This window comes from Mesorhizobium sp. P160927 (assembly GCF_057766385.1).
The window spans coordinates 1,711,859-1,736,374 of record NZ_JBYMDW010000001.1 but is presented as its reverse complement, the minus strand read 5'-3'; the positions used below and the strand labels follow the sequence as shown (position 1 = coordinate 1,736,374).

The 24,516-nt window shown below is 59.1% G+C and carries 16 protein-coding genes and 1 pseudogene; 7 read left to right on the top strand and 10 right to left on the bottom strand.

What is annotated here, in order from left to right; genetic code table 11:
* The first annotated feature begins 6 nt into the window (after positions 1 to 6).
* Positions 7 to 687 (top strand): redoxin domain-containing protein, encoded by a 681-nt coding sequence (locus AC3CB8_RS08515; RefSeq protein ID WP_023770957.1) that lies wholly within the window; start codon positions 7 to 9, stop codon positions 685 to 687.
* Positions 688 to 801: 114 nt separating this feature from the next.
* On the opposite strand, the gene AC3CB8_RS08510 is transcribed toward AC3CB8_RS08515, so the two are convergent.
* The 4 genes from AC3CB8_RS08510 to AC3CB8_RS08495 are packed head-to-tail and all read right to left on the bottom strand — an operon-like array spanning position 802 to position 6,119.
* Positions 802 to 1,872: an adenylate/guanylate cyclase domain-containing protein gene (locus AC3CB8_RS08510; RefSeq protein ID WP_023770958.1), complete on the bottom strand. Its 1,071-nt coding sequence runs from the start codon at positions 1,870 to 1,872 to the stop codon at positions 802 to 804.
* Between the two features lie 3 nt (positions 1,873 to 1,875).
* Positions 1,876 to 2,370, bottom strand: coding sequence for a Rab family GTPase (locus AC3CB8_RS08505; RefSeq protein WP_023795357.1), 495 nt, complete (start codon positions 2,368 to 2,370; stop codon positions 1,876 to 1,878).
* A gap of 11 nt (positions 2,371 to 2,381) precedes the next feature.
* A complete protein-coding gene (locus tag AC3CB8_RS08500; protein WP_352566327.1) occupies positions 2,382 to 5,447 on the bottom strand; it encodes an OmpA family protein in 3,066 nt (1,021 codons plus the stop codon).
* Positions 5,448 to 5,453: 6 nt separating this feature from the next.
* On the bottom strand, positions 5,454 to 6,119 hold the full coding sequence (locus tag AC3CB8_RS08495) for a coiled-coil domain-containing protein (RefSeq protein WP_031240461.1): 666 nt from the start codon (positions 6,117 to 6,119) through the stop codon (positions 5,454 to 5,456).
* Between the two features lie 569 nt (positions 6,120 to 6,688).
* Between AC3CB8_RS08495 and AC3CB8_RS08490 the strand changes: the two genes are divergently transcribed.
* The 3 genes and pseudogenes from AC3CB8_RS08490 (at position 6,689) to AC3CB8_RS08480 (ending at position 14,436) form a co-directional block, all read left to right on the top strand.
* Positions 6,689 to 9,598 carry a trifunctional glycosyltransferase/class I SAM-dependent methyltransferase/polysaccharide deacetylase gene (locus AC3CB8_RS08490; protein WP_352726539.1) on the top strand — a complete coding sequence of 970 codons (2,910 nt, stop codon included), beginning with the start codon at positions 6,689 to 6,691 and terminating at the stop codon, positions 9,596 to 9,598.
* A 363-nt stretch (positions 9,599 to 9,961) separates the two neighbouring features.
* Positions 9,962 to 12,352, top strand: coding sequence for a mechanosensitive ion channel family protein (locus AC3CB8_RS08485; RefSeq protein WP_352566331.1), 2,391 nt, complete (start codon positions 9,962 to 9,964; stop codon positions 12,350 to 12,352).
* Positions 12,353 to 12,761: 409 nt separating this feature from the next.
* A pseudogene (locus tag AC3CB8_RS08480) lies at positions 12,762 to 14,436 on the top strand (tetratricopeptide repeat-containing sulfotransferase family protein).
* A gap of 346 nt (positions 14,437 to 14,782) precedes the next feature.
* Here AC3CB8_RS08480 and AC3CB8_RS08475 read toward each other — a convergent pair.
* From AC3CB8_RS08475 to AC3CB8_RS08465, 3 genes are all read right to left on the bottom strand, one after another.
* Entirely contained in the window at positions 14,783 to 15,964 is a 1,182-nt protein-coding gene (locus AC3CB8_RS08475; RefSeq protein WP_352566333.1) for a porin, read from the bottom strand.
* A 384-nt stretch (positions 15,965 to 16,348) separates the two neighbouring features.
* Positions 16,349 to 17,416 (bottom strand): cyclic nucleotide-gated potassium channel, encoded by a 1,068-nt coding sequence (locus tag AC3CB8_RS08470; protein WP_352566335.1) that lies wholly within the window; start codon positions 17,414 to 17,416, stop codon positions 16,349 to 16,351.
* The gene (locus AC3CB8_RS08465) at positions 17,310 to 17,840 is read right to left on the bottom strand and encodes a hypothetical protein (protein ID WP_352566355.1); all 531 of its coding nucleotides are present in this window, start codon (positions 17,838 to 17,840) and stop codon (positions 17,310 to 17,312) included. Before AC3CB8_RS08465 ends, AC3CB8_RS08470 begins: the two co-directional genes overlap by 107 nt.
* A 556-nt stretch (positions 17,841 to 18,396) precedes the next feature.
* Here AC3CB8_RS08465 and AC3CB8_RS08460 point away from each other — a divergent pair.
* Positions 18,397 to 19,497: a RelA/SpoT domain-containing protein gene (locus AC3CB8_RS08460; RefSeq protein WP_352566337.1), complete on the top strand. Its 1,101-nt coding sequence runs from the start codon at positions 18,397 to 18,399 to the stop codon at positions 19,495 to 19,497.
* Between the two features lie 955 nt (positions 19,498 to 20,452).
* Here the strand turns inward: AC3CB8_RS08460 and AC3CB8_RS08455 are convergent.
* Positions 20,453 to 20,860: a hypothetical protein gene (locus AC3CB8_RS08455; RefSeq protein WP_352566341.1), complete on the bottom strand. Its 408-nt coding sequence runs from the start codon at positions 20,858 to 20,860 to the stop codon at positions 20,453 to 20,455.
* Positions 20,861 to 21,343: 483 nt separating this feature from the next.
* Here AC3CB8_RS08455 and AC3CB8_RS08450 point away from each other — a divergent pair, with 483 nt between their 5' ends.
* Positions 21,344 to 21,778 (top strand): hypothetical protein, encoded by a 435-nt coding sequence (locus AC3CB8_RS08450; RefSeq protein ID WP_352566343.1) that lies wholly within the window; start codon positions 21,344 to 21,346, stop codon positions 21,776 to 21,778.
* Positions 21,779 to 21,958: 180 nt separating this feature from the next.
* Here AC3CB8_RS08450 and AC3CB8_RS08445 read toward each other — a convergent pair whose 3' ends face one another.
* Entirely contained in the window at positions 21,959 to 22,150 is a 192-nt protein-coding gene (locus AC3CB8_RS08445; protein ID WP_352566345.1) for a hypothetical protein, read from the bottom strand.
* A 3-nt stretch (positions 22,151 to 22,153) separates the two neighbouring features.
* Here AC3CB8_RS08445 and AC3CB8_RS08440 point away from each other — a divergent pair, with 3 nt between their 5' ends.
* Positions 22,154 to 22,495 (top strand): hypothetical protein, encoded by a 342-nt coding sequence (locus AC3CB8_RS08440; RefSeq protein ID WP_015319229.1) that lies wholly within the window; start codon positions 22,154 to 22,156, stop codon positions 22,493 to 22,495.
* A gap of 81 nt (positions 22,496 to 22,576) precedes the next feature.
* On the opposite strand, the gene ggt is transcribed toward AC3CB8_RS08440, so the two are convergent.
* The gene (gene ggt / locus AC3CB8_RS08435) at positions 22,577 to 24,310 is read right to left on the bottom strand and encodes a gamma-glutamyltransferase (protein WP_023770974.1); all 1,734 of its coding nucleotides are present in this window, start codon (positions 24,308 to 24,310) and stop codon (positions 22,577 to 22,579) included.
* Positions 24,311 to 24,516 lie beyond the last annotated feature (206 nt).

Here is a 24,516-nt window from a genome sequence, read left to right as displayed (position 1 = left end):
TTGGAAATGTCCGCGCGTAGTGACTTGATACCGCTTCAACCGGGCGACCGTGCGCCGAACTTGGTGCTCGACGCCATTACCCAGGATGGCAAGATCGCGCTAGACGACTTTCGCGGACAAAAACCGGTGCTGGTCGGTCTGTTTCGAGGTCTGCATTGTGCGTTTTGCCGGCGCCATATCGCCGCTCAGGCGCGGCTTGATCCGGAGCTGCGCGAAAAGGGCGTGGAGAGCCTGACGGTGGTCAACACGCCGATCGAGCGGGCGCGTCTCTATTTCCGCTACCACCCGATGCCGAATCTGCTCGCGGCATCAGATCCTGAACGCGCTTCACATCGTGCTTTTGGACTGCCCAATCTCGAATTCACCCAAAACGAGACGAACTGGCCGTACAAGGTCTCGATCGCAGCGGCAAAGGATATGCTGGTCGACATGCCAAGCGAGTTGCCCCGCCCCATGGATCCTTTTGCCGCCACCGAAATCCTCAACAAGAGGGACAATTATGAAGTGACCGAAGCCGACGAGCAGATGATGGCGACGGGACACGGACAACTCATTGGTCAGTTCCTACTGGACCGGCAAGGGATCGTCCGCTGGAGCTTCACGGAGGTCCCAGAGGGTGGGCGGTACATGTTTGGGGCGCCAAACCCGCAGGAGCTGATGTCAGCCGTGTCCCAAGTCGCCCAATAGACCCCGCAGACTGCATTGCTGGCATTTGCAATGTGGACAATGAAGGCCAGGGGCAAAGCTTCGCGTGGCAACTGAGATGCGTTGGCTTCAGGATCGGCACTGTTGCGCGGCAAATCAGGCCGGGAGCCGCCACATTCGCACACGACCTGTACCACGCAATTCCGTTTCCTCGAGTGGGTCGCAAGAAAAATTTGGTCCAAGCATTTGGCGAGTTGCATCTGAAATACGGATTTCATCGGGCTCCGCGGACGTTTGAATACGCGAGGCGAGATTAACCGTCTCGCCCCACAGGTCATAGGCGAACCGTCTCTTGCCTATTACGCCCGCGACGATTGGGCCTGAGTGAATTCCAATTCTCAGTCTCAGCGGTTCTCCTGAAAAGCGTTCGCGCTTAACCGCCTTCCGCAGCTCAAGTGCATAGCGCGCAAGTGCCTTTGCATGATCGGGTCGCGCCGTGGGCAGGCCGGCGACCACCATCACACAATCGCCGATTGTCTTGATCTTCTCGCACCCGTATCGTTCCGAGAGCCGATCCGCCGCCTTGAAGAAGTAATTTAAAATTGCCAGCGTCGTTACGGCTCCGACGCTCCGCGCTCGTTCTGTAAAACCGACTATGTCGGCAAAAAGCACGCTCACTTCTGCGTGGTTGTCAGCAATTTTTTTGTGCGCCTTTAACCGCTCCGCGATTGACGCCGGAAGAATGTTGAGGAGCAGGGTTTCGGCGCGATGGTATTCACGCGCCAATCCCTCCTGGCTCTTCCTCAACGCCTCGTTCGTCGCTTGTAATTTCTCGTTGAGTTGACGCTCCCTCTCTTGCAGGAGGGTCATTTCATAAGCCTTTTGTTGAAGCCGCTGCCTATTGTCGCGTTCGGCGGTGGCGTCAAGAAAGAGCAGCCACACGCAGGCATTATCGGCAAAAAAATGAAGGTCGGCGACACGCCCTCCGGGCAGTTCGACCATGGCAATGTGAAATGGAAGCTCCGGGCAAGGCAGCAAACCTTCCATGAATTCAAGCTGCTCGGCAACAGGCTCGCCAATGCGAAGCGATGAGAGCCCGTAATGCTCAACATTACCGCCCTTGGCAGCCACGCAAAGCTGAGTGTCGATTTTTAGATACGCGACGGAGTTCCCATTGTAGAAGAAGTTGAAAATCCAACTGCTAACTTCTTTCGGCAATCCATGCATGGTCTACTTGGTTACCATCAAAGCAAGTTGACGAAACGCATCATCGACATTCTCGCCCGAGAGCGCACTCGTTAGATAGATTTGCCATCCACGCTGCCTAAGTTCGTTGATATCTCTATCCGATATTGCCCACCGATCGGCCAGATCGGATTTGTTGATCAGCACTATGAACGGCATGGCGCCGAATTCGGCCTCGGCCCGTTCGCGCAGCGTGAGCGCCACGGCAAGCGTCGCAGCGCGGGTTCCATCGACGACTAGCACAAGCCCGGTTGCACCTCGAACATAGCTGACGCGGAATGAGCCGATGTCGTCTTCCCCGGCCAAGTCCCACAAAATCAGATCCACGGTTTTATCCGGGAGTGCGACATTCTTCTTGTCAATTTTCACCCCCACCGTGGTCAGGTAGGTTTCTGAAAAAATGCTTTGCACAAACCTGCGAACCAGACTCGTCTTTCCGACAGCGAACCCGCCCAGCATGCAGATCTTTTTTTGCAACATCTTGGGCTCCACTAGTCCAGGTTTACCGAAATCGAAACCCGGCGATTGCTGGAGCTCCCGGCTTGACTGTTTTCAGGCACCAGCGGCTCAAAAGTGCCCGCGCCCCGAACCAGCAGCAGTTCCGGCGCGACACCGCGTTTGTTGAGAAGCGCACGAACTGTCTCGGAGCGGGCTGCACTGATCGACGCGTTGGCCGTTTCACGGCCCGTGGCGTCCGAATGCCCGGTCAACATGAACCGCGCCGTGACGCCTGACTTGCGGGCATTTTCGGCGAATTCCTTGATCTGATCCGCCAGCCTGTCGAGAACCGGCAGTTGCTCTGGCCCGGGCACAACTTTGCCGGAAGAGAAGAAAATGTCGGTCGTCTGGATGGCCTCTCTCAAATAGTTGAGTTCTTCAAGGTTCATTTCGCGCAGCTGCGAGACATCCAGAACCACTCCGTCCGCCGAAAGCTGTTCGGCGGCGGCCTGCGCCCGGTTGATCCAGGCCGCAGGAGCCTCCCCCACGACTAGGATGCGACCTTGGATGATCGAAAGCTGAACCGATTTCGGCGGGGAGAGCGACGCCGTGAGCCGCTTCACCACGAACTTTGGATCGAGGCTCTGAAAGAATTGCCACTGTGAGTGAACGCGCGCAGGATCAACCTGCGTTCCAGACAGCAGAGCTTGCGGGTCGGCGGCAAGCGGGTCTCTCAGGCCGGAAATGTAGAATTGGCCGCCCCTGATCGTTTGTTGGGCGACGATGATTCCCGATTGGGCCTCAAGTCGCGCCACATAATACTGCCAGTGCTCCGCCTCGCGTGCTTCGGGTGTTACATCACGAACCTTGGAGATGTCGAATTCCGGTCCGCCTACCGAAAGCTGTCGGGCCGCGGCGCGCGCGCGATCTATCCAGGTGTCGGGAGCCTCACCCTCGGCAACGATGCGATTATCGACGATCGAAAGCCGAACCGATTTCAGCGGATACAGCGTCGCCGTCAGCCGCTTCAACACGAACTCCGGTTCAAGGCTTTGATATAATTGCCACTGCGAACGAACACGGGCAGGGTCAACCTGGGTTCCAGACAGCAGGGCTTGCGGGTCGGCGGCAAGCGGGTCTCTCAGGCCGGAAATGTAGAATTGGCCGCCCCTAGTCGTTTGTTGAGCGACGATGATACCCGGCTGGCTCTCCAGTCGCGACACGTAAGCTTGCCAGTGCTCCGCCGCGCGTGCTTCGGGGCTTACATCACGAACCTTGGAGATGTCGAATTCCGGTCCGCCCGCCGAAAGCTGTCGGGCCGCGGCGCGCGCCCGATCTATCCAGGTGTCGGGAGCCTCGCCCTCGGCAACGATGCGATTATCGACGATGGCAAGTCGCACTGACCCCGGCGGAGCCAGCGACGCCGTCAGTCGCTTCAGCACGAACTCCGGTTCGAGGCTTTCATAGAATTGCCACTGTGAATGGACCCGGGCAGGATCAACCTGCGTTCCAGACAGCAGAGCTTGCGGGGCGGCGGCAAGCGGGTCTCGCAGCCCAGCAATATAGAATTGGCCATCGCGTATCTTTTGTTCGGACACGATGATGCCCGGCTCGCTCTCCAGTCGCGACACGTAAGCTTGCCAGTGCTCTGCCGCGCGTGCTTCGGGGCTTACATCGCGGACGCTTGCGATATCGAATTCCGGTCCGCCTGCCGAAAGCTCTCGAGCCGCGGCGCGCGCCCGGTCGATCCAGGTGTCGGGAGCCTCACCCTCGGCAACGATGCGACTATCGACGATGGCAAGTCGTACTGACTCCGGCGGAGCCAGCGTCGCCGTCAGTCGCTTCAGCACGAACTCCGGTTCAAGGCTTTGATAGAATTGCCACTGGGAGTTGACCCGGGCAGGATCAACCTGCGTCCCCGACAACAGGCCTTGCGGGTCGGCGGCAAGCGGGTCTCGCAGGCCGGCAATATAGTATTGGCCATCGCGTATCTTTTGTTCGGCAACGATGATGCCCGGCTCGCTCTCCAGTCGCGACACATAAGCCTGCCAGCGCTGCCCGGATTGCCATGAAATAAAGAACCAACCGCCTGCCAGAACCATCAGCAGCAGGCCCAGGGCCACGACCAGCCACGGAAATCTCTGGTTTGATTCCTCCTGCTTTAGCTCGACGCAGGTCTGCAACTGCGCCTCTATGCCGGCCAACTGCGAACCGTCGCCGTCAAACTCCATTAAAGCCTGCGAGTATTCCTCATGAACACGAAGCAATACATCGCGAACTATTTCATGCAATCCTTCTGGGGGGTTTCCTCGGATCACCGAGACTAGGGTCGCAAACGGTCCTACCTCTGACCAGAGTCGAAGGTCGCCAAAACGAATAGTGTCAAGGCCGCTTTGTTCTTTCTCGTTGAATGAGTCCTTAACAAAGTCTTGAATTGCACTCAGCATAGAAGAAATAAGTTGAGGATCTTCGCTCGTCGCATTGTCGGCAGCTACATGCGCTATCAAAAGTCCAGAAGTTCTGTTAATCAGAAAGACATGTTCAACACGATATACAAGAGAATGCTTAAGTACAACTTCCGAGAAGCTGGCTCCGGTTCTCCACGATTCAAGTCTCCACTTGAGCCCATGCCAGGTAAATATATGCCTTAAGGTTTCATTCAGCGACTGAAAGGTCTGATCGATCTTTTCCCCGATCGACTTGCGAATTGCCGGCAGAAACACAGGGTATAATATATCCGTCAGCGTGCGCGGGCTCTTCTGAATCGACCGTTGCACAGCCCTTTCGACAGCCGGCGCAAGCGCCTCGCCGAGCTGCGCATGAGGCGCTCGTGCGGCCGCACTGGGAAGCACGTCGCCCACTGCTGCCGCAAGCTGCTCGGGCTCGTCGAGCAGATGCGTAACTCGTGAAAGCTCTGAAATTTCGCGGCTGACCAGCAACTGGCGCAGAGTTTCCATGCGAGGATCGGCGGTTGGAACTCCGTCGAGACGCGCACGGTAGTCCGGATCAACGTTCCGGGCGATTTCGATCAAAAGACGGGCCAGAGCCTCGCGATCAATCTCTGTATCGTTCGAGGCTGTTCTTTGTGGAAGGCTGATTGGGTCGACGGTGGACGTCAAATCCGATCAACTCACTTTCCAGCTACGGTCCGAGTTGTTCTTGCTGCCTACTGGATCCTGATTCAGACATTTTGCAACCTCGACGAACAGGCCAGCCAAAAGATTTCGGTCGGTCTTGACGTTGCCGAGATCGGAAAACATTTTTTCCATCAGCATCTGAATGCCTTCATTCTTTTGCTTGATTTCTTCACGCAGCAAATGATCGTTTCGATTTATCCGGTCGGCAATTTCGCGCTCAAGCTCGTTCAATTGATCAGACAATGCGCGCACCTGCTTTTCAAGCGCTTGATTTTGTTCGCGAAGATTTCGGTCAATCTCCTTGTCGGCGTCGGCTCGCGCGTCTTTTTCGTTCCGCAACTGCGCCGCAAGCGAGTCGATCTGCTTTTTCGCATTTGACTCGTACATTTCAAGATTGCGCTTGGCCTCGGATTCGACATCCTTGAAGCGCTGCAAGACCCGTTCTTCAAGCTTGGAAAAGCGGCGGTCATAGTCCTGCATCTGGTTGCCGAACAGCAGATCACGAATCTTGTCGACACCTACAGCGTCGCCGGGGGTCCCGCTCTCGCGCGCCTGACCCGCCATGAATGCGAGCCCGTTTGCGTCCGCATTACTTGTCAGATTCCCGTCCGCTTTATTTGCCGGAGAAGCGGTACTCGAAGATTCCTTGGCCATCCCTATACCCTTCATTTAAACAGCGTGCTAATTTAGCGACTATTAAAGATGTCAGCAAAATACCCGGCTCGCAAGCCGGAATTCGCCTAAGCCGGTCACGCGTAAATTTGACATGCGGCTTGAGCTCGACAATCTGCCCCGTGAACAGACCCTTTTGCGCCATCATGCGCGTAGATTGGCGGCGCCATGATCAGCAACCGCGGCGCGCTCGCACGGCCGCGGTTCCGATTAGTTCGATCAGGATCAGCTTGCCCTCGCGTCTTCGCCCGCGATCATCTTTTTTGGTGAGGCCGCAGATCTAAGGTGTCGGGCATGTGCGCTTGCCATTCAAGCCTGTCTCGAAGTCTTTTTTCTTGCCCTAATCGGCCCCGATCTTGACAGGGCAGTGCAGCCATCCGATGCCGTTATCCGGTTTTGACATTCGGTGACTCTCCGAAGAAGACGAAAGCTCGATGATATAGTTATGGTCGACGATGGGCTCGAATGGATCGGGGTTGATCGCGACGGCTTGCGCCGACAAAGATCAACGCATTTGTTCTACCTGAACGAACCAGGCGCGGGTGAGACACGTGGCGCATAATCCATTGGTTTCGATCGTAGTTCCTGCGCACAACGCGGAGGTAACGCTGACGCGCGCACTCGATTGCCTTGTCGATCAGGAAACCGCGGATTGGGAGGCGATCATCGTCGACCACGCCTCCACGGACCGCACCCCCGCGATCATCGCGGCTTATGTGGAACAAGATGCCCGATTTCGGACCTTGAATTCTTGCGCGAATAGCCCCGCCGGCGCACGTAACAACGGGATTTCGGCGGCGCGCGGCCACTGGCTGATGTTCCTGGATGCCGATGACTGGCTGGATGCCAGCTTCCTTACAAAAATGCTGGCTGCACTGAAAGCCGCTCCCGATGCAGTGGCTTGCTATTGCGGCGCGCGGCGCGTGATGCCCGATGGCGCGCTGACCCCGGCGAGCATTGCCCCCGAGATCGCAACCCAGCCCTTCGAAACATTCGCCCGCCGGTGTGCCATCGCCACTCACGCGCTGCTGGTCGATCGGGCGACAGTCGTCGAGTTGGGCAGTTTTGATGCGTCGCTTTGCACCTGCGAGGGCTGGGATCTGTGGCAGCGCGTCGCACGTCTCGGCAAAAACTGGGTGATGGTCGACGAGCCGCTCGCCTTTTATCAGGCCAGCCCCAACGCGCTTACCCGCAATTCGAAGCAGATGCTGGCAGACGCGGAAATCGTTATCGCCCGCGGCTTTTCCACCGACCCCAGGGTCAAGCACCCAGCGCCGGCGCATGCCAATGGGGCGATCTCGGCGGACGACCGCACCGCTTCCGAAGCACTGGCGTGGTTCGCTTTGTGGAACGCTGCGTCGGATTGCGGCAGCGGCGGCAGCTGGATCAACCCGCAATCCCTGCTCGCGCTCCCGGCAGGACGTAAGTGGGCGCGCGAGATCGCCAAGGTGGCCTTCGATGGCCTGATGGTAGGAAGCCTATCGGTGCCAGCGCATTTGGCTGCCCGGTGGGACAGGTTTGGCGGCGCCCTCACCGAGTTGATCGTCGAACTCGGCAAGATCTGGGGCGATCCGGTCGCGGGTCGTCGCGTCCAGTATCATCTCGAGCAAATGCTGCTCGATGCCGACGATCTTGCCGCTCCTCGCAGGCTGGCGCGGACACTCGGAATTCGTGTCGACGCTCAAAATCCGACCTGGACCGAGCTTCCGGAAGGAGTCGATCAAATCTATGCACACGTGATAATGGACGACCAGATCGAGGCTGTCGTGCAGTTCGGCGTACTCGGGAAAGTAACAAGGCGCCATTGGATTGAACTGATCCCGAATTTCAAACCACAAAGGGACGGTGCTGATACGTCAAACACGCTTGCAGCCGAGGCACTGTCGCCCACAGCGGAACGCCAGCCTGATCCAGACAGCCACTTCGGCAGACTCGCGCAATTGGTCTCGGAAGCGCGGGAAATGGTTCGGTCGAGCGCCCAAGCCACGCAGCCGCTTCCAGCGCCGCGCCGTGCACCGGCCTCGGATGGCCACGACAAGGATCGTACGTCGTTCTGGAACCGGTATTTCGCGACAGAGGATCCCTGGAACTACAGCTCGCCCTACGAGCAGGAAAAATATGAGCGGCAGCTCGAAATTCTGCCCGCCGGTCCCATAGGACGGGCGCTTGAACTGGCCTGTGCGGAAGGCCATTTCACGCGACAACTGGCGCCCCGAGTGGGCCATTTGACCGCCACCGACATTTCCGCCGTAGCCATCGAACGGGCGCGCGCGCGCTGCTCGGACCAGCCGAATGTCGAGTTCGGCGTACTGGATTTTTTTGCGGACACGCTGCCCAGCGAGATGGATCTGATCGTCTGTTCGGAAGTGCTCTACTACCTAGATGATCTCGCCGGCTTGCGGCGCATCGCCAAAAAATTCGTTGAGGCACTGGCGCCTGGCGGCAGTTTCATCAACGCACACGCATTCGTGCTACGCGACAATATTGAAAGGACGGGCTTCGACTGGAACACATTCGGCGCACAAACGATCTCGCAAACCTTCGCAGAGACCGAAGGTCTCGTCCTTGCGCAATCGATCCAGACCGAACTCTATCGCATAGACCGCTTCCGCCGCCTGTCGCCGGACCACGTGGCGACGGAGCCGGTGATTGATCATGTGCCGGTCCGCGCACCCATCGGCATCGGGGTCGCGCGAAACATTGTCTGGGGCGGGGCACGGGTCTTGCGCCGCGCCGTCGCTCGTAGCGAGCGGCGGCAACGTATCCCTGTCCTCATGTATCACAGCGTCGCCGATGAAGGTCCGGCCGCGCTCGCCCGTTTCCGGCTCACGCCCGCCGCTTTCGCGAGCCAGATGGCATGGTTGCGCGCAAATGGCTTTCACGCGGTCATGTCCGAGCAACTGGAATGGTCCATCGCCAACCGTGAGCCTTTCGCCGGCCGCCCGGTGCTCATCACCTTCGATGACGGCTTCCAGAACTTTGCCGACCATGCCTGGCCGATCTTGCGTGCGCACGACCTGACCGCGGAAGTGTTCCTGGTGACGGACTTGGTGGGGGAAAGTGCAAAGTGGGACGCCGTCAGCGGTCCGCCGACGCGGCTTATGGACGCCGGAACGGTGCGACGTCTCGCCGCCGAAGGTGCGTTCTTCGGAAGCCATCTGGCGACGCACCGCGCCATCGATGGTCTGTCGAGCTCTGATTTGGCCGCCGAGCTCCTGCGCTCTCGTATGTTCGTCGAACGGTGGACCGGCCGGCCAACCACCGCCTTCGCGGCACCCTTCTCTGTCACCGACCGACGGCTCGGCAGGCTGGCCAAGGAGTGCGGCTACCGGATCGGCTTCGGCGGCAGACACGGACCGGCGGACCTTAATAGCGACCCCATCGACCTTCCGCGCATCGAGATTCGCGGGGATCGCTCGCTCGACGACTTTGTTGCAACCGTCGAGGCGGTGCTCGGGTGAACGGTAAACAATGTCAGCATCTCCCAAGCGCTCTATTCCGCGCCAGGCGTGAGCGACCCCTTGCCGGGCCACGCATTGTCGTTTTCGATGCGCCTCTTCGAGGTGTAGAGGGCGATGCGCCTGTCTATCGCGTTATGCGGGGATAGACGCACACGGTGATGCTTTTGGCTGCCCTGATGTGTATAGCCTGTGTGAGGGTCCCAGATTTCCATCACATAGTCTCGGCCGGCGATGCGCAACGCGGCATACGCGCGTTCTGCTCTACCGGAAGCCCCGTAACGCCCAGCGTCTTTGAATTGCGGATCACATGACTGATTTGCGTGACCACACCCTACGCAATTGCCTAGCTTGAACGGTGGACTCTTGTACCACAACATCGGCTCCTTCAACCTAGGAGCAATGGCGGGCATGGATGTCGTTGCTTGCCGATTTGACCGGAAGGTTAACAGCACGATGCGTCTCATCATTCGACGATTGGGAACCAGGAACCTGGCGCGCCCGACACAACCTCTCCGACAGCTTGGCGCGATGTTCGTCCTGGTTGCCAGGCAGCTCATCTTTGGAATCGCCCTTTTGTTGGCTGGTCCAGCGCAGGCGCAGGCGCCGGCGACCGTGCCGCCTGAAAGGGTCAAACAGCTACTCGAACTGCTCGACGATGCGTCAGTGAAGGCCTGGATGGCCGAACAGCGAAATCAGGACGCCGGGTCAACGAGAGCGCCTGCCGGGGCAGGAGCTTCTCCGGCCGACGCATCGTCCGGCGCCGCCGCCGCATCAGGCCAGATGAATACGATGGCATCCTCGACGCTCGATATGATCAGGGATCATATCGGAAGAATCGTGCGAACTTTGCCCCTGCTGCCGGGTCAGTTCGCGCGCGTTCGGGCAGAGACCATGGAGGATATGTCCAGCAAGGGATCTGCCGGGGTACTCTTGCTGATTGCGATGTTCATCGCTGCCGGCCTGGCGCTTACTTGGGCGACGTACAAGTTGAGCCGTCCATTTCGTCTCTGGATTATCGCGCAACCGAAGGATACGCCCGTTGGGCGGGCCAAGAAGATTGGTGGCCGCACGCTTTACTCCAGCATGCTGATCGTCTCGTTCGCACTGGGCAGCGCCGGCGCGTTCATGCTGTTCGACTGGCCAATGCTTATCCGCGAGATTGTACTGACATTTTTGATGGCGGCAGTCGTTACATGGGGGGTGCGCATGTACGTCATGGCCATGCTCGTCCCTTCCTTCATGCACGTCGAGAATGCCGTCGAGGTTCGTGCTTTGCCGATCACCGACGAAGCAGCTGACCATTGGTCTTATTGGCTACCCCGGATCGTTGGCGTCTTCGCCTTCTTCGGCGCCGCGTTCATCCTCTTGCCAGGTCTCGGCATCGATCAGGACGGCATGATGGTCCTGTCGCTGGGCGCTGATTTCGTGCTGCTGTTGCTCTTGCTGGTGGCCATTTGGCGTCGGCCAAGAACGCGGCGAGACGGTGCGCGCGACAGCGGTCACGCGGAAGCGACATGGCTATTGACGGCTTATTTCCTCGTCCTGTTCCTGCAGCGCATCGCGGGCCTTTATGTATACTTCTGGTTTACCTTCGCCGCACTCTTCCTGCCTTTGGCAATCGTGACGACGCAGCGCGGGGTTAACTTCGTCCTGCGACCAGGTTCGGTAGATCTTGGCCGGCCTACGATCCCGGCGGTGGCGATCGCTGTCATCGATCGCGGAATCCGAATGATTTTCATCCTGGCGGCGGCTTACTTTCTCGCGCGTGTCTGGGGTCTGGACATGCAATCCATGCGCGGCAGCGATACGACGACGACCTTCATATTGCGCGGCCTGATCAATGTCGTCGTCATTGCCCTCGCAGCCGATTTCGGCTGGTCGATCATCAAAGCCTTGATCGAACGAAAGCTGGGCATCGAAACGCCACACCCTGTGATCAGCGACGAAGAGGTCCCGATGCTAGATCCGCAGCAGGCGCGGCTGCACACGCTGTTGCCGATCCTCCAGAATATCCTGCTCGCATCGATCATCGTTATGGCAGCGCTTATGATGCTAGCCTCGCTGGGTATCCAAATCGGCCCACTGATCGCTGGCGCTGGCGTTGTCGGCGTCGCGGTGGGCTTTGGCGCACAAACCATCGTCAAAGACATCATTTCGGGCGTGTTTTTTCTGCTCGACGACGCGTTTCGTGTCGGCGAATATATTTCCTCGGGCAATTACAAGGGTACCGTGGAAAGCTTTTCCCTGCGCTCGGTGAAGCTGCGCCACCATCGGGGTCCGCTGTTCACCATACCTTTCGGTGAACTCGGGGCCGTCCAGAACCAGAGCCGTGACTGGGTTATCGACAAATTCAACATCACCGTCGGCTATGACACCGATATCGAATTCGCTCGCAAGCTGATCAAGCGGATCGGCCTCGAATTGGCGGAAGATCCCGAGTTCAAACACTGGGTGCTCGACCCGATCAAAATGCAGGGCGTACAGGAGTTTGGCGAATACGGCATTGTATTGAGGGTCAAGGCCACAACCAGGCCGGGAGGCGCCTTCGGTATGAAACGCAAATTCTATGTACGCCTGCGCCAAGTTTTCAAGGAGCAGGGCATCGAACTCCCTTTCCCGACCGTCCAGGTCCAGGGGCTACAGACTCCACATGGGGCAGGGAATGCGCCGTTGGACATCACACCCGCGTTGAAAATGGCCGTCGCGCAATCGCACACCATTCGTCGCAGAAAAAAAGCCAGCACGACGGAATAAGGAAAGAGCGGCGTCACCGGACCAACGTCGGGGATCGCCACTAAGCGACAGGGTTCGTGCGCGCCTCGTGCAACCGGCAATCCTGTCTCCACAGTGCCGCCGGCGCCGACGCCTGGCGTCCACGAGTTCGGTGGAAGGAGCGCCGTGACCTGGCCGAGACATCGCGGCGAGGTTTGCAGGTGGTTGCTCATATCGCATCCCATGAATGGATTGAGACGCGCCAAAACTTGTGATCACCGGATCGTCTTGGCAGTGCGGAGGGAGCTACGTTACTACCTCATAGCGCGGCACGGAAATCCGATAAGGGTCGATCCGGAAGAATGGGCAAATCGATGGGGCGACGCCAGCGCTCTGCGCAAAACGGCTATTGAGGCTGGATTCTCCAAGCCCCTTTTGCTAGCGAAACAGGATGAGCAACCGATTGCCGCCCGCATGGGCAAAGCACCTCCGGACCCCACCCTCGCCGAAGGCGGCATCACCGAAGGCTGCGTTATCCAACGCGCAGTCCAAGGCAGGCCCCCACCGCAGCCACGCCGACGACTTGCTTTTACGGCAGGCGCTCGAGTTGCAGCAGGCCGGATGTCTGTCCGAGGCTGAGGAACTGTGCCACAGGGTCCTGGCTCGCACGCCCAACCATCCGCTGGCCCTGTATATCCTGGGAACGCTCGGGCTCGATTTCGATAACGAAAAGTCACTGCGGTACTTTGCTCGGGCGGTGGCAGAGGATCCGCAGAATCCCTACTACCATCTTAGCCTCGGCGAGACCTATTTGAAGGTCAGCGAATTTACGCCGGCGATCAAGCACTTTCAGTACGCCTTGGACTTGAAGCCGGATCTGGTGGAAGCGCTTTGCGCCTTGGGCGATGCCTACAATGCGTTTGACAAGGGGGAGATGGCGCTGCCGCTCTTCGAGAAGGCGCTCAGGATCGACCGAGATCATCCCGTAGCCCGGATGGGGTTGCCCCGCGCGCTCGCAAGCCTCGGCCGTATGGACGAAGCCGCGGTTCATCTGAAAGAGGCAATAGAACGGCGCATCGCGGTACCGGCTGCCCACAATGCGCTTGTACGCACGCGCAAATTCGCTGAAGAGCCGCCAGAACTCGGGGCAATCCTGACGGAGCTTCAAGACCCGGGCCATGGGCCGGAGGGAGCGGCAGCGCTCCATCACGCCGCAGGAAAGGTTCTCAACGACCTCCGCCGCTATAGGAGGCGATGGATCACTTTAAGAAGGCGAATGAAGCCGGGGCCATACGTTCGATCTGCAATCTTGCCGCCGCTGGGTCGACGGCATGATCGCAACCTTCACGCCGGAACTGGTGGCTTCAAGAGCCGCGTACGGCAATCCCTCGGAGGCGCCTGTATTCGTCGTGGGCATGCCTCGTTCGGGCACGACATTGACAGAGCAGATCTGTGCCAGTCACCCTAATGTTCATGGCGCCGGCGAGTTCAGCAAACTTAGGCGAACAGCCAATGGACTCGGTGTCGCAGACCGCTCCAGCGTGAACTTCGGCCAATCCATCGCGACGATTACTCCCGATCTGACCAGGACTTTGGCCGAAGAGCACCTTGCTTATCTGCGCGAGCGGGCTCCCGACTCGCTGCGAATTGTCGACAAGATGCCTCACAATTTCGAGCTGATTGGCCTGGTTGGCCTTCTTTTCCCCAAAGCGCGTATCATTCATTGTCGTCGCGACGCTATCGATAATTGCGTCTCCTGTTTCGTCCTGCAGTTCAATAAAGCCCACAGCTACAGTGCCGATCTTGAGACGCTGGGGCATTACTACAGGGAGTATGATCGCTTGATGCGGCATTGGGACAAGGTTTTCCCGGGTCGTATTTTCGAAAATCGCTACGAGACGTTGATCGAAAATCAGGAGGAGCAGTCGCGCCGGCTCATGGACTATCTCGGATTGCCGTGGGACGATGCCTGCCTGCGCTTTTTTGACAAAGGCGGCTCCGTAAACACCTACAGCAATTGGCAGGTCCGCCAGCCGATCTATACGTCGTCCGTCAAGCGTTGGAAGAATTACGAAAGCGAGATTCAGCCGTTGATCGAAGCCTTGGGCGATCTTGCTGAGATTTGACCCGTGCCTGATGCTGCGCGCATTTTGGTTGCACCCCATCCCGCCGGCGTACGCTTTCCGCCGATAGACCAGTCTAACAGGCTTTCCTCAGGCTGAACGCCGCGTTCCTTCACCTGTCCCGCCGGCGTATCCTGGCCACAAAGCCTCCCGCCGTTTCGCGCGTCGCTTGCCAAGCAGTTCTTGCTTCCTTCTTTCCTTTCGCTGCGAGGATTTTCTTCCCCTGTCTGCAAGCGTGGCAGCAGGCGGGCGGCCATGCCATCGGCTGTCCGAAGAAGTTCCATGCAGACGGCATGAAAAAACCCGGCGGTTGCCCGCCGGGTTTTCGATTTCAATAAGGCAGCGCCTGTTAGAACGAGCGCTGGAAGCGAAGCATGCCGCCGATTGCGTCGTCATCGCCAGCAGAAATACCGGTCCAGTTCGACACGGAGTCGTCGCCGAGATGCGAGTAGTCGACTTCGGCCGTGATCGTGAAGCCGGGAACGATGTCATAGGCAACGTTCGCGGCGATGCCGATGTTCTTGCCTTCGTCATACGACGCCTGGAGGTTGAACGAGGTCTTTTCGTTGAACTTGTAGGTGCCGCCGCCCCAGACTGCCCAATTGCCGCTCCACGGCTTGTAGAAGCCGCGACCGCCAGCCGGGAACGCCCAGGTGCCGTCCGTCAGGTTGTCGTCGGAGCCGTAGCCGCCCATGATGAAGAGCGAAATCTGGTCGGTGGCGTTCACGTCCAACCGAACCTTGCCGGAGACTTCTTCATAGTTGCTGTCGTAAGCGATGACGCCAGTGACGGCGCCCCAGCCCTGCGTCCACTTCACACCACCGACGACATGCGGAACGTAGCTGTCGATCGTGTCCGAGCCCGAGCCTTCTTCGAGAGAGACGACGGCCGAGAAGCCGTTGCCAGCGTCGAAGTAGTACTGCACGACGTTGGTGTCGAAACCGCCGTAAGGAACCAACGTATCCTGGATGACATTGCCGGCGTAGCCGATGAACGTATCGAACGCCGATTCGTCCTTACCAACGCGGAGACCACCGAGCTGGATCCAGGCGAAGTTCAGTGAGACGGTGCCATTGTCAGCCGGATTGAGGGCGTTGGACGCAAGGAGCGGACCCGCGCCATCGGGATCAACGAGTGCGCCCGCATCACGGTTGTTGTTCTGGAAGTTGAAGCGGGTCTCGGTATAGGTCTTCAAGGTGCCGAGTTCGGTTTCCTGGCCGGTCCAGGTCTTCAGCGAGAAACGGGCATGCTTGTAGAAGGTGTCGTTGCTGCCGCCGTCCTCGTGATCGGCGCTTGTCGCACCGTCGAACGAACCGACGTCGCCGACGCCGATGTCGTAACGGATATAGCCGCCGATGCGCAGGCAGGTTTCGGTGCCGGGGATGTAGAAGTAGCCAGCGCCGTAGACGTCGCAGATCTTGACGTATTCAGCGGGCTCCGGCTCGGCGACGACGACGGCGTCGGCGGCGCGCGCACCGGAAACTGCGATCAGGGCCGCAGCGGAGCCGAGAAGAAGGCTCTTGATGTTCATTTTCTGACCTCCAGTCAAAAGTTAAAAAACGGGTCTGGGTATTCTTTGCTGAAGGACAGCGTTCCCTGCCCCATCCCCACTACCGAAAAAGATGCGCACCGCGCCGCTCCTTCAAATTCGACATTACCCATGAGCCGGCGGCGTTCAACAACGATCGTACCGGCGAAAGGACAGTTCGGCTGCTATCCCCGACCTGTGTTGCAGAAACGTCACGATTTGGCCTCACTTGGAAAGCTCTCGTTAACCATTGCGCCAGCCGCGACCGCCGGTCTACGGCCTAATCCGGCGATCGGCCGACGGAATCATGGCAAGGCCTGGGTCATCTTGCCAAGGAATTGCCGCGGATCCGCCGCATCCCTCCTCCTGACGAACACCTTGGTACGGTCAAGCCGTCGGTGCCGCGCCGTGCCGCTCGCGCGCGGTCTTGCGGATGATTTCCGCGATTTCCGGGCTGCTGCTGCATAGCATCTGGAAATCCGCCGCGTGCAGCGACAGGAGTGAGACCGCCGTCACGGCGCTGACGGTCGCCGTACGCGGTTCGCCGCTCATCAGCGCCATCTCGCCGAAGAAGGCGCCAGGGCCAAGCTCCACGGGGTTCGACATCACGACGCTCACCCGCCCCTCCACAACAAAGAACATCCGGTCCCCGGTCTCGCCCTTGCGGCAGATCACGGCCCCGGCCGGCAAACTGCGAGGCCTCAACGCGCGCACGATCTCGACCAGCGCGGCCGGGCCGAGCTTCTGAAACAACGGCACGGCGGCGACCAATTGCCAGTTGCGGACGAAGTCCTCGCGACGGATTTCTTGATAGAAGCCGGAGGCAAGAATGCCGGCCCAGAGCGCGAAGACGCCGATGCCGCACATCATGACCGCCCCAGCAAGGACGCGACCGGCGAAACTTTGCGGAATGGCGTCGCCATAACCGGTGGTGGACAGCGTGACCACCGCCCACCACATTGCCTGGGGGATGCTGCCGAACTTTTCAGGTTGGATGTCGCGCTCGATGACATAGGCCGCGAGCGCGACACCGAACAGAACGACGCCGAAAAGCGTGGTGACGCCGATCAGGTTGCGCGCTTCGTTGGCCAGCACCCTGCCCAGTACCGGGAAGAAAGTCGAGTCGCGCAGCGGTTTGAGCAGCCAGACGGCACAGTAGAGGCTCCGGTCGGGCGTGGCTTCGAGCAGAAATGCAGCGAGTGGAACCAAAACCGCGAGCATATCAATGGCGATTGCCGGCGTCCTGTCGCGAAGGTCTCCCGCCCAGCGCTTGAGCAGCGTCTCGGCCATCTGCAGGAGATAAGCGCCCCAAATGACCGCCAGCACGGCAGTCAATGCCAGCCTGCTTCTACCGGACATGTCCGGCATGGTGAGCGCGGCCACCGCCAGCAGCCCAGGCGCAGCCAGCACCGCGTTCAGCGGAGCGTAAATTCTCAAGAAAGGCAGTACCGACATTCCATGCCCACGAGCGGATGCTATTCCTCCAGGATAGGATGCCTTCAATGCAAGCGCAAAGGTGCTTACCTTTCGCTGCGATGTTCATAAGCTGAAACTCAAATGCCGACAGGCCACAACAGAGAATGACCTGTCCGGGCATTTGCAATAGGCTCAAACTGTTCCAGGGAGCGCGGCCGACGAGTTCAAGGCCATGGAGAGCCTCGGCCTCATAGAATGCCGGCATGACGGCGGCAATGGTGAGGCTGCCGGCGACACCTAAGAAGAAACGCTCAATCCGCCTGGTTTCACGAGCGTGCGGTTCTCCTCGGCCCGTTCCCCACCACCAAAACGTGTGCGGCACGACAGGCTGCAGGAAGATCGAGCGGCCCGGCCGGCTGGTTATTATACCGTCGAGCCAAAACTCATGCTGGCCTTCCGGCACTTGCAGGGTCGCCTCGTACTCATTCTGATAAACGTGGACAGGGTGCCATCGGCTGCTTCCACGCGGCCCTCCAACATTTCCAACTGGTCGGCTGTATCGGCGCTGGTGAGCGCGATCCGGAATTTGGCACCCACCCAGGAGACTCTCGCCTAAGGGCGCAAACTGACGATTGCCATGTCCATGGCTGGTGCCTTTGGTTCGGCTTTGCATAAGTTCTTGCAGACCAAAGTACGGTGCGGGCCGGCGACTGAATTGGCCTCTGCCACAGCCCGGCGGTCAGGTCCGCAATTGCCGGCTGGGCCATATTACTCGAGAGGCGCTGTTCGTAGGCGGCGGCAATGGCATGGTTCCGACGTTGCGTGCGCCCAAGTCGCAGGAGCCGGTGATGTCACCGCTGGCGCAACTCGAGGACGCCCTGTCGAGGTCTTGCGGCTTGGATCCCAGCCGCTCTGAACCGACTTGACGTGTCCAAAGCGATGCGATCCATAGATCCGATTCTCTTGCAGTCGTCCCGCCCAGTCCAGAATGAGCCGGCCTACCTTGACTTTGTGGTCCAATGACTGAGTACCCGCGCCTTAAATACAGCATACAAGCCGTTCGCAACGCAGGCGACCGGCTGGCAAAACCTATGCAGTTCGGACAAGACACCACTGCCGGCCAGTACGTGGACACGCTGCGAATCTTCTCGATCACCAATAGCTGGCGCGACTCGCACTTTCTGCCGATGCGGAGCGTTCGGTTCTCTGTCGGTCACCACATCAAAGCCCTGCGATTGAAGGGCGATATGGCATCGCGTCCGAAGCGTATGGCATCCATCTGTCGGAAGCTTCGAGAGTCCACCACCAATTTGGACACCATGAACGACATCGGCGGCTGCCGAGCGATCATGCCCGACATCAAAAGTGTTCGCTTGCTTCTCGCATCGATGCGAGACAAGTTCCCCCATGAAATCCGCTCTCGGGAATTCAACTATATCGATGAGCCGAAGCCGGACGGCTATCGAAGTCACCATGTTGTTCTGCAGTACCGACCCAGAACTGCCGAGACCGAGGATTTCGAGGGGCGACGCATCGAATTGCAAGTTCGGACCACACTTCAACACTCATGGGCAACTGCAGTTGAGGCCGTCGGGCTTTTCCGGCGCCAGGATTTAAAGCACGGAAACGGCGAGCAGGATTGGCTACGCCTTTTCCAACTCATGTCGGCGGAATTCGCACAGGTTGAGCAGTGTCCCATTCATGTCGGTGTTCCGGAACACGATGACCGAGTGCGGGAATTGCGGGATATCAACAGTCGTATAGGTGCGACAAGTGTACTGGAAGACATACCGAATCTTACTCTCCACTCAAAGAACGTCGCACAGTCAGCGCGGAATTTTCGGCACCTTTTGGTGGAATATAGCGCGGATCGGAACGTTGCCATCCAGCCATTCCGAACTCTTATGTTGGGTGCGCGGAAGTTGGAAGACATAGAGAAAAAAATCGCGCTACGGGGGGTTGATTCGACGGCTGTCTTGGTTGAGGTGGACAAGGTCGAAAGGCTTGTCGAGATATACCCAAATTACTTCGGCGATGTTTCATTGTTCGCTCGTATTCTGAAATCCATCTGCTCGGGAAAGGCGGCCGTCGAATACAAAGCATCCCGCACCGGATGGTAGCTCCAAAAAAGGCGCCCAGCGCCAGCGAGACGCCGAACAGTTTTGCCGCGCCGAAGGCGACGCCGAGCGCTATTGCCAGCACCGAGAGGCGGAACAGTTCGCGCGACCCGGTATGGGCGACATAGTGCAGGAAAGTCCTTGGAAACGCCCGACAATGGTTTGGCTAGGCGTCGTTTCCGTTTGAAGTAGCCGGACCATTGGCCTTCCTCGACAGAATTCGCCGTATAACCCATTTGAAATCCTTACCGCTTTCATCAGCCTCTCGCTCACGGAAGGCCTCCTCAACCGCTTGGATTGTTCTTTCTGACTAAGCTCTCCGGCCTTTCGCGCTTTGGCTTTGGGGCAGAATTTGGCGCGCGAGGTGAACCAACCGGCTTTTTCCGGGTCACACCAAGGGGCCGGTGAAGCTCCTAGAGTTGACTCGGCGATTGTGTCCTCGGGAGCATTCACCGGATCGCAGGCCCCGTGTTCCGGGATGCCGACGGCGAGGTGCTGCTTGCACTCGGGCGGCCCCCTCTCATCGAGAACCCAGCACACCCGGCACTGGCCGTGAGTTACCCGCTAGGGGAACTGGTTGGCCTGTTCAGGCGGCCGATATGCTGTCTGGAATACGGAACGATGGTCTTCAGTTCTTTCCAGCTTATGCACCTCATCGCGGTAGGTCCTGTTATTGAGCATCGCGATGCCCAATGGAATACAATCCAATTGACGCTGACAAAGTATCATTTCATCGGAAGCTTGGCGAGCGTTGGTCGGAACCGAGACGCACGGCAGCATGCGCCCGCTTCACGTCTGTCGAAGAGTGCTGAGGTTGGTTTCGTACTTGGCCATGGCGTCGCGCATTTCGGGGAGGTATTTATAGATGTTGGGCAATGTCCGATTGCGACTGCTTGGACACTGATTCATGAACTTTCCTACGATGAGCTGCGGACTTTGAGCGCGGCCATGTGAGTGCCTAGCGACCGCCACAAGTCATGAAGAGTGTACGGTCGAACTCGCTCGAGTTCTTCGTCAAAACAAAAGTTTGGCCTTCCATCCATTGAACGTCGTCGTTGGCTTTCCCCTCACGTGGTCGCGTGATGCAAGAAAAGGATTGTGCATTGCCGACGATCGGGATGCTTTCCAAGACAGGGTTGAACGCCTTGCACATGAGATCAAAGCGTGGAAGTCCGTTACCATCTCGACCGATGGTTGACCGCGCTGGTATGGCAAAGGAACCGAAAACGCTTGCTAACCCGCAAGTAACGGAGCGACGCCGCTCCAGAACCGAGCCAATCAACAGAAAAATTTTGTTGGTATTTTTGTAGGTTAGCCCTGCTGTCGCCTGAGCGCCAACTATTTGGAAACAAAGGCAGATCTCCATCACTTGGATTCCACCTCTGGCACCGTTATTTCAAAAATCCAAGCGCTTATGGACCACCTGATCGCTATCAATCGCATGCGCCTGTTGCAGGGCCTTCGCGTGTCGTCGCTTCGGCTTTCTTGTCACCATTGGGATTTGGTGCCGGTGCCTCTCGCACGTCTCGCGGTGGCGGATCGACATGCTCAGGCTCTGACGGTGCTTCCTTGTCCGGCCGGCGGACGGGTGGCTGCGGGCCGGGCTTCGGTGGTGGTTCTTGGATCTTGGCTGGCATATCCAGTTAACCGCAACCACAGGCTCCTGTTCCCTTGTATCTTAAAGAACCGTGAGGCTGAAGCCTTCTGTCAGCTTGGTGCGGGTGCCCGCCCTGTCACAAAGATCGATGGAAGGGAACGACTTTGCCTTCGCCGGGCTTGTGGAGGATTCAATTTGCTTGGTGATCCCACAACCCTAGGGCAAACTCCCTGCCGGGCTGCAGGAGGTGAAATGAGAGCACGCGCAGCAACGCTTGGGGATCTCGAGGATGTCTTCCATGGCCTGTCGAAGCGGATGTCGGACGAGTACGCGGCGGCCGGCAAGGACAGCAAAATCGCCTACGACAATCTGATGATGAATTTGAAGGAAGGCCGCGCGCATGCGCTTGTCGAGGGCGAGAAGGCGGTGGCGATCATCGCTTGGCATGAAAACAGCGACGCCGCCGATACGCTGTTCGCCGCGCAAGAGGATTTCTTCCGCGGCCCGACAGTCCGTTTTTGCAAGCGGCATATCAGGCATATCCAGGCGCTTGCCGGCAACCTTCCCATCCACTCGCGCAGCTGGCTCCAGGGGCCCGATGTCGCCAGGTGGTTCGGCGTTATCGGCTATGTCGAGCGCGGCCAGGAAAACGGCGCAAAGCTGTTCGAACTGCCGCCTGCGCGCTGAACAGAAATTCTACCGCACCGGCGAACGCCGCCTGCACCGCCCGGTTGACGGTCACCGGCAGGATCGGACATGTGGTTTTCGCCCGCATGGCGTTCGAAGCTTGCCCGCGGGCCCGGAAGCGCGTCGAGGCGTTCCGCCATCGCCCTGGCGAATTCGTGGGTGCGGATGAGCTTTTTCTAGTCAAGGTTTTAAGACGAGACCGACGGCGACAAACCCAAGAAGGCAGGTGACGCGATCTGGCAACAGCTCCCAAAATCCGTCAACAAACCATCCCGAAAAGGGGCTGAAGGCGGTGTCGGGCGCATCCGCCACGGCGTGATCGGGTTGCGCTCGGCAGGCGTTGATGGTTTGTTGCCGGTCAGCGGAGATCAAGCGATGCGAGAATCCATGGGTCAAGACGAATACGGGTCGGCGAACCCGTTCGATCCGGACGACCTGCCGAATTTGAACGCGATCGGACCAGGGATCGGCAATAACGACTTCGAGAAATACGCGGTCGCCGTGATCATCGTGTTCGGCGCCCTGATCATCGGCGGGCTGATGGCCGCGTCGATGACTTTCGGCCACCGCAACGGCTTCCTGTTCGCGCTGGGCGGCGCCACGTCGGCCTGGATATCGGGAAACGCGCTGCTGCTCGACCGGCCACGCATCTATGCGCTGTTCGTCGGCATCGCTGCCTTGATGCTGATCGCCTCGACCATCACGCTGGTGACCTGACGGCTCCCGAGCCATGAGGCGGAGGCCGGTTCCGAAAGGCGGAATCCGGCCTCATCCGGGAAGCAACGGTCGTGCGGCCTATCAATATCCGAGCGCTTCGCCCGATGCCGCGCGGCTGTCGATGGCGCCATTGTAGCGCGCGCCGCCGCCCTTCTCGATTTCCGCCAGGCTCTTGCCGCCGACGAGAATGCCAGCCGCCTGGCCCCAGCTCTGGTCGCTGAGATCGAGGTGATAGCCCATCCCGGCCAGCAGTCTTTCTGTATCCGGCGAAAGGCCGAACGGCTCGACATAGACGGTATCGGGCAGCCATTGGTGATGAATGCGCGGCGCGTCGATCGCCTCCTGGATGTTCATGCCGTGGTCGATCACGTTGACGATGGCTTCCAGCGTGATGGTGATGATGCGCGAGCCGCCCGGGCTGCCGATGACCATGAACGGCTTGCCATCCTTGGCCACCACGGTCGGGCTCATCGAGGACAGCGGCGTCTTCTTCGGCTGGATGGCATTGGCTTCGCCCTGGACGAGGCCATAAAGGTTGGGCACGCCCGGTTTCTGGGTGAAGTCGTCCATCTCGTTGTTGAGCAGGATGCCGGTGCCGTCCGCGACGACGCCGGCACCGAACGAACCGTTCAGCGTGTAGGTGACCGCGACCGCGTTGCCGTCCTTGTCGATGATCGAATAATGCGTCGTCTCCTTCGACTCGCCAAAACCCTTCGGCATCAGATCCTGTGACACGCCGGCGCGGAACGGATCGATCTTGTCGCGGATGTCCTTGGCATAGGCTTTGTCCAGCAGCCTGGAAACGGGGTTGTCGACGAAATCGGGATCGCCGAGCGCGGAGTTGCGGTCGACATAGGCGTGGCGCATCGCCTCGACCATGACGTGGACGGTCTCGGCCGAGCCGGCGCCGAGATAGGACAGTGGATAGCCTTCCAGCACGTTGAGGATTTCGCAGATGATGACGCCGCCTGAGCTCGGCGGCGGCGAAGAGATGATCTCGTAGCCGCGATAGGAGCAGGTGACGGGCTTCAACTCGCGCACCGCGTATTGTTCGAAATCACCCTTGGCCAGGATACCGCCCTTGGCGCCGCTCGCCTTGACGATGGCGTCGGCGATGGCGCCCTTGTAAAAAGCATCGAGACCTCTCTCGGAAATGGCTGAGAGCGACGCGGCAAGGTCGGGCTGAACCAGCTTCTCGCCGATGCCGTAGGGCTTGCCATCGGTTTTGAGGAAGGCCGCCGCCGCCGCTGGGTCCTTCGCCAACCTTTCGGCGCTGCCGGCGAACGAAGCCGCATCGCCTTGGTTGAGAACGAACCCATCTCTGGCATAGGCGATCGCCGGCGCCATCAGGTCCTGCCTGGAGAAGGTGCCGTATTTCTGGCGCGCCATCTCGAAACCGGCCACCGAGCCTGGTACGCCGACCGCGAGATAGCCGTCCAGGCTAGCGCGCTTCACCGGGTTGCCATCCTTGTCCAGATACATGGTCTTGGTCGCGGCAAGCGGCGCCCGCTCGCGGAAATCGAGGAAGGTCGATTTGCCGTCCTTGAAGCGGATGGTCATGAAGCCACCGCCGCCGATATTGCCGGCATTGGGATAGACGACGGCCAAGGCATATCCGACGGCGACAGCCGCATCGACGGCATTGCCGCCCTTTTTCAACACCTCGACGCCGACTTCGGAAGCCAGATGCTGGGCCGTGACGACCATGCCGTTCTCGCCCTTGGCCGGTGCTGGCGACGCGGCGAAAGCCGATGACGAAAAGGCGAAGGCGATGGAAAGGCCGAGGGCGATCAATGTCCGACGGGTGAGATGCATGGGGGGTTCTCCAAGTGGTGCTTGCCTAGAAAAGCTACTTGGAGCGATCGAGTCCATCTTCAATGAAGACATTCACGGGTTGGTGGACTGCTCGCTTGGGGTGGGAGACGCAGGGCAGAGGAGGCGTGAAGGATCGCCAACTTTCGGACGTTTGTTCAGGTTTGACTATGAGGTAACTGGAATCAGCTGAGACGTCGACGCCACAG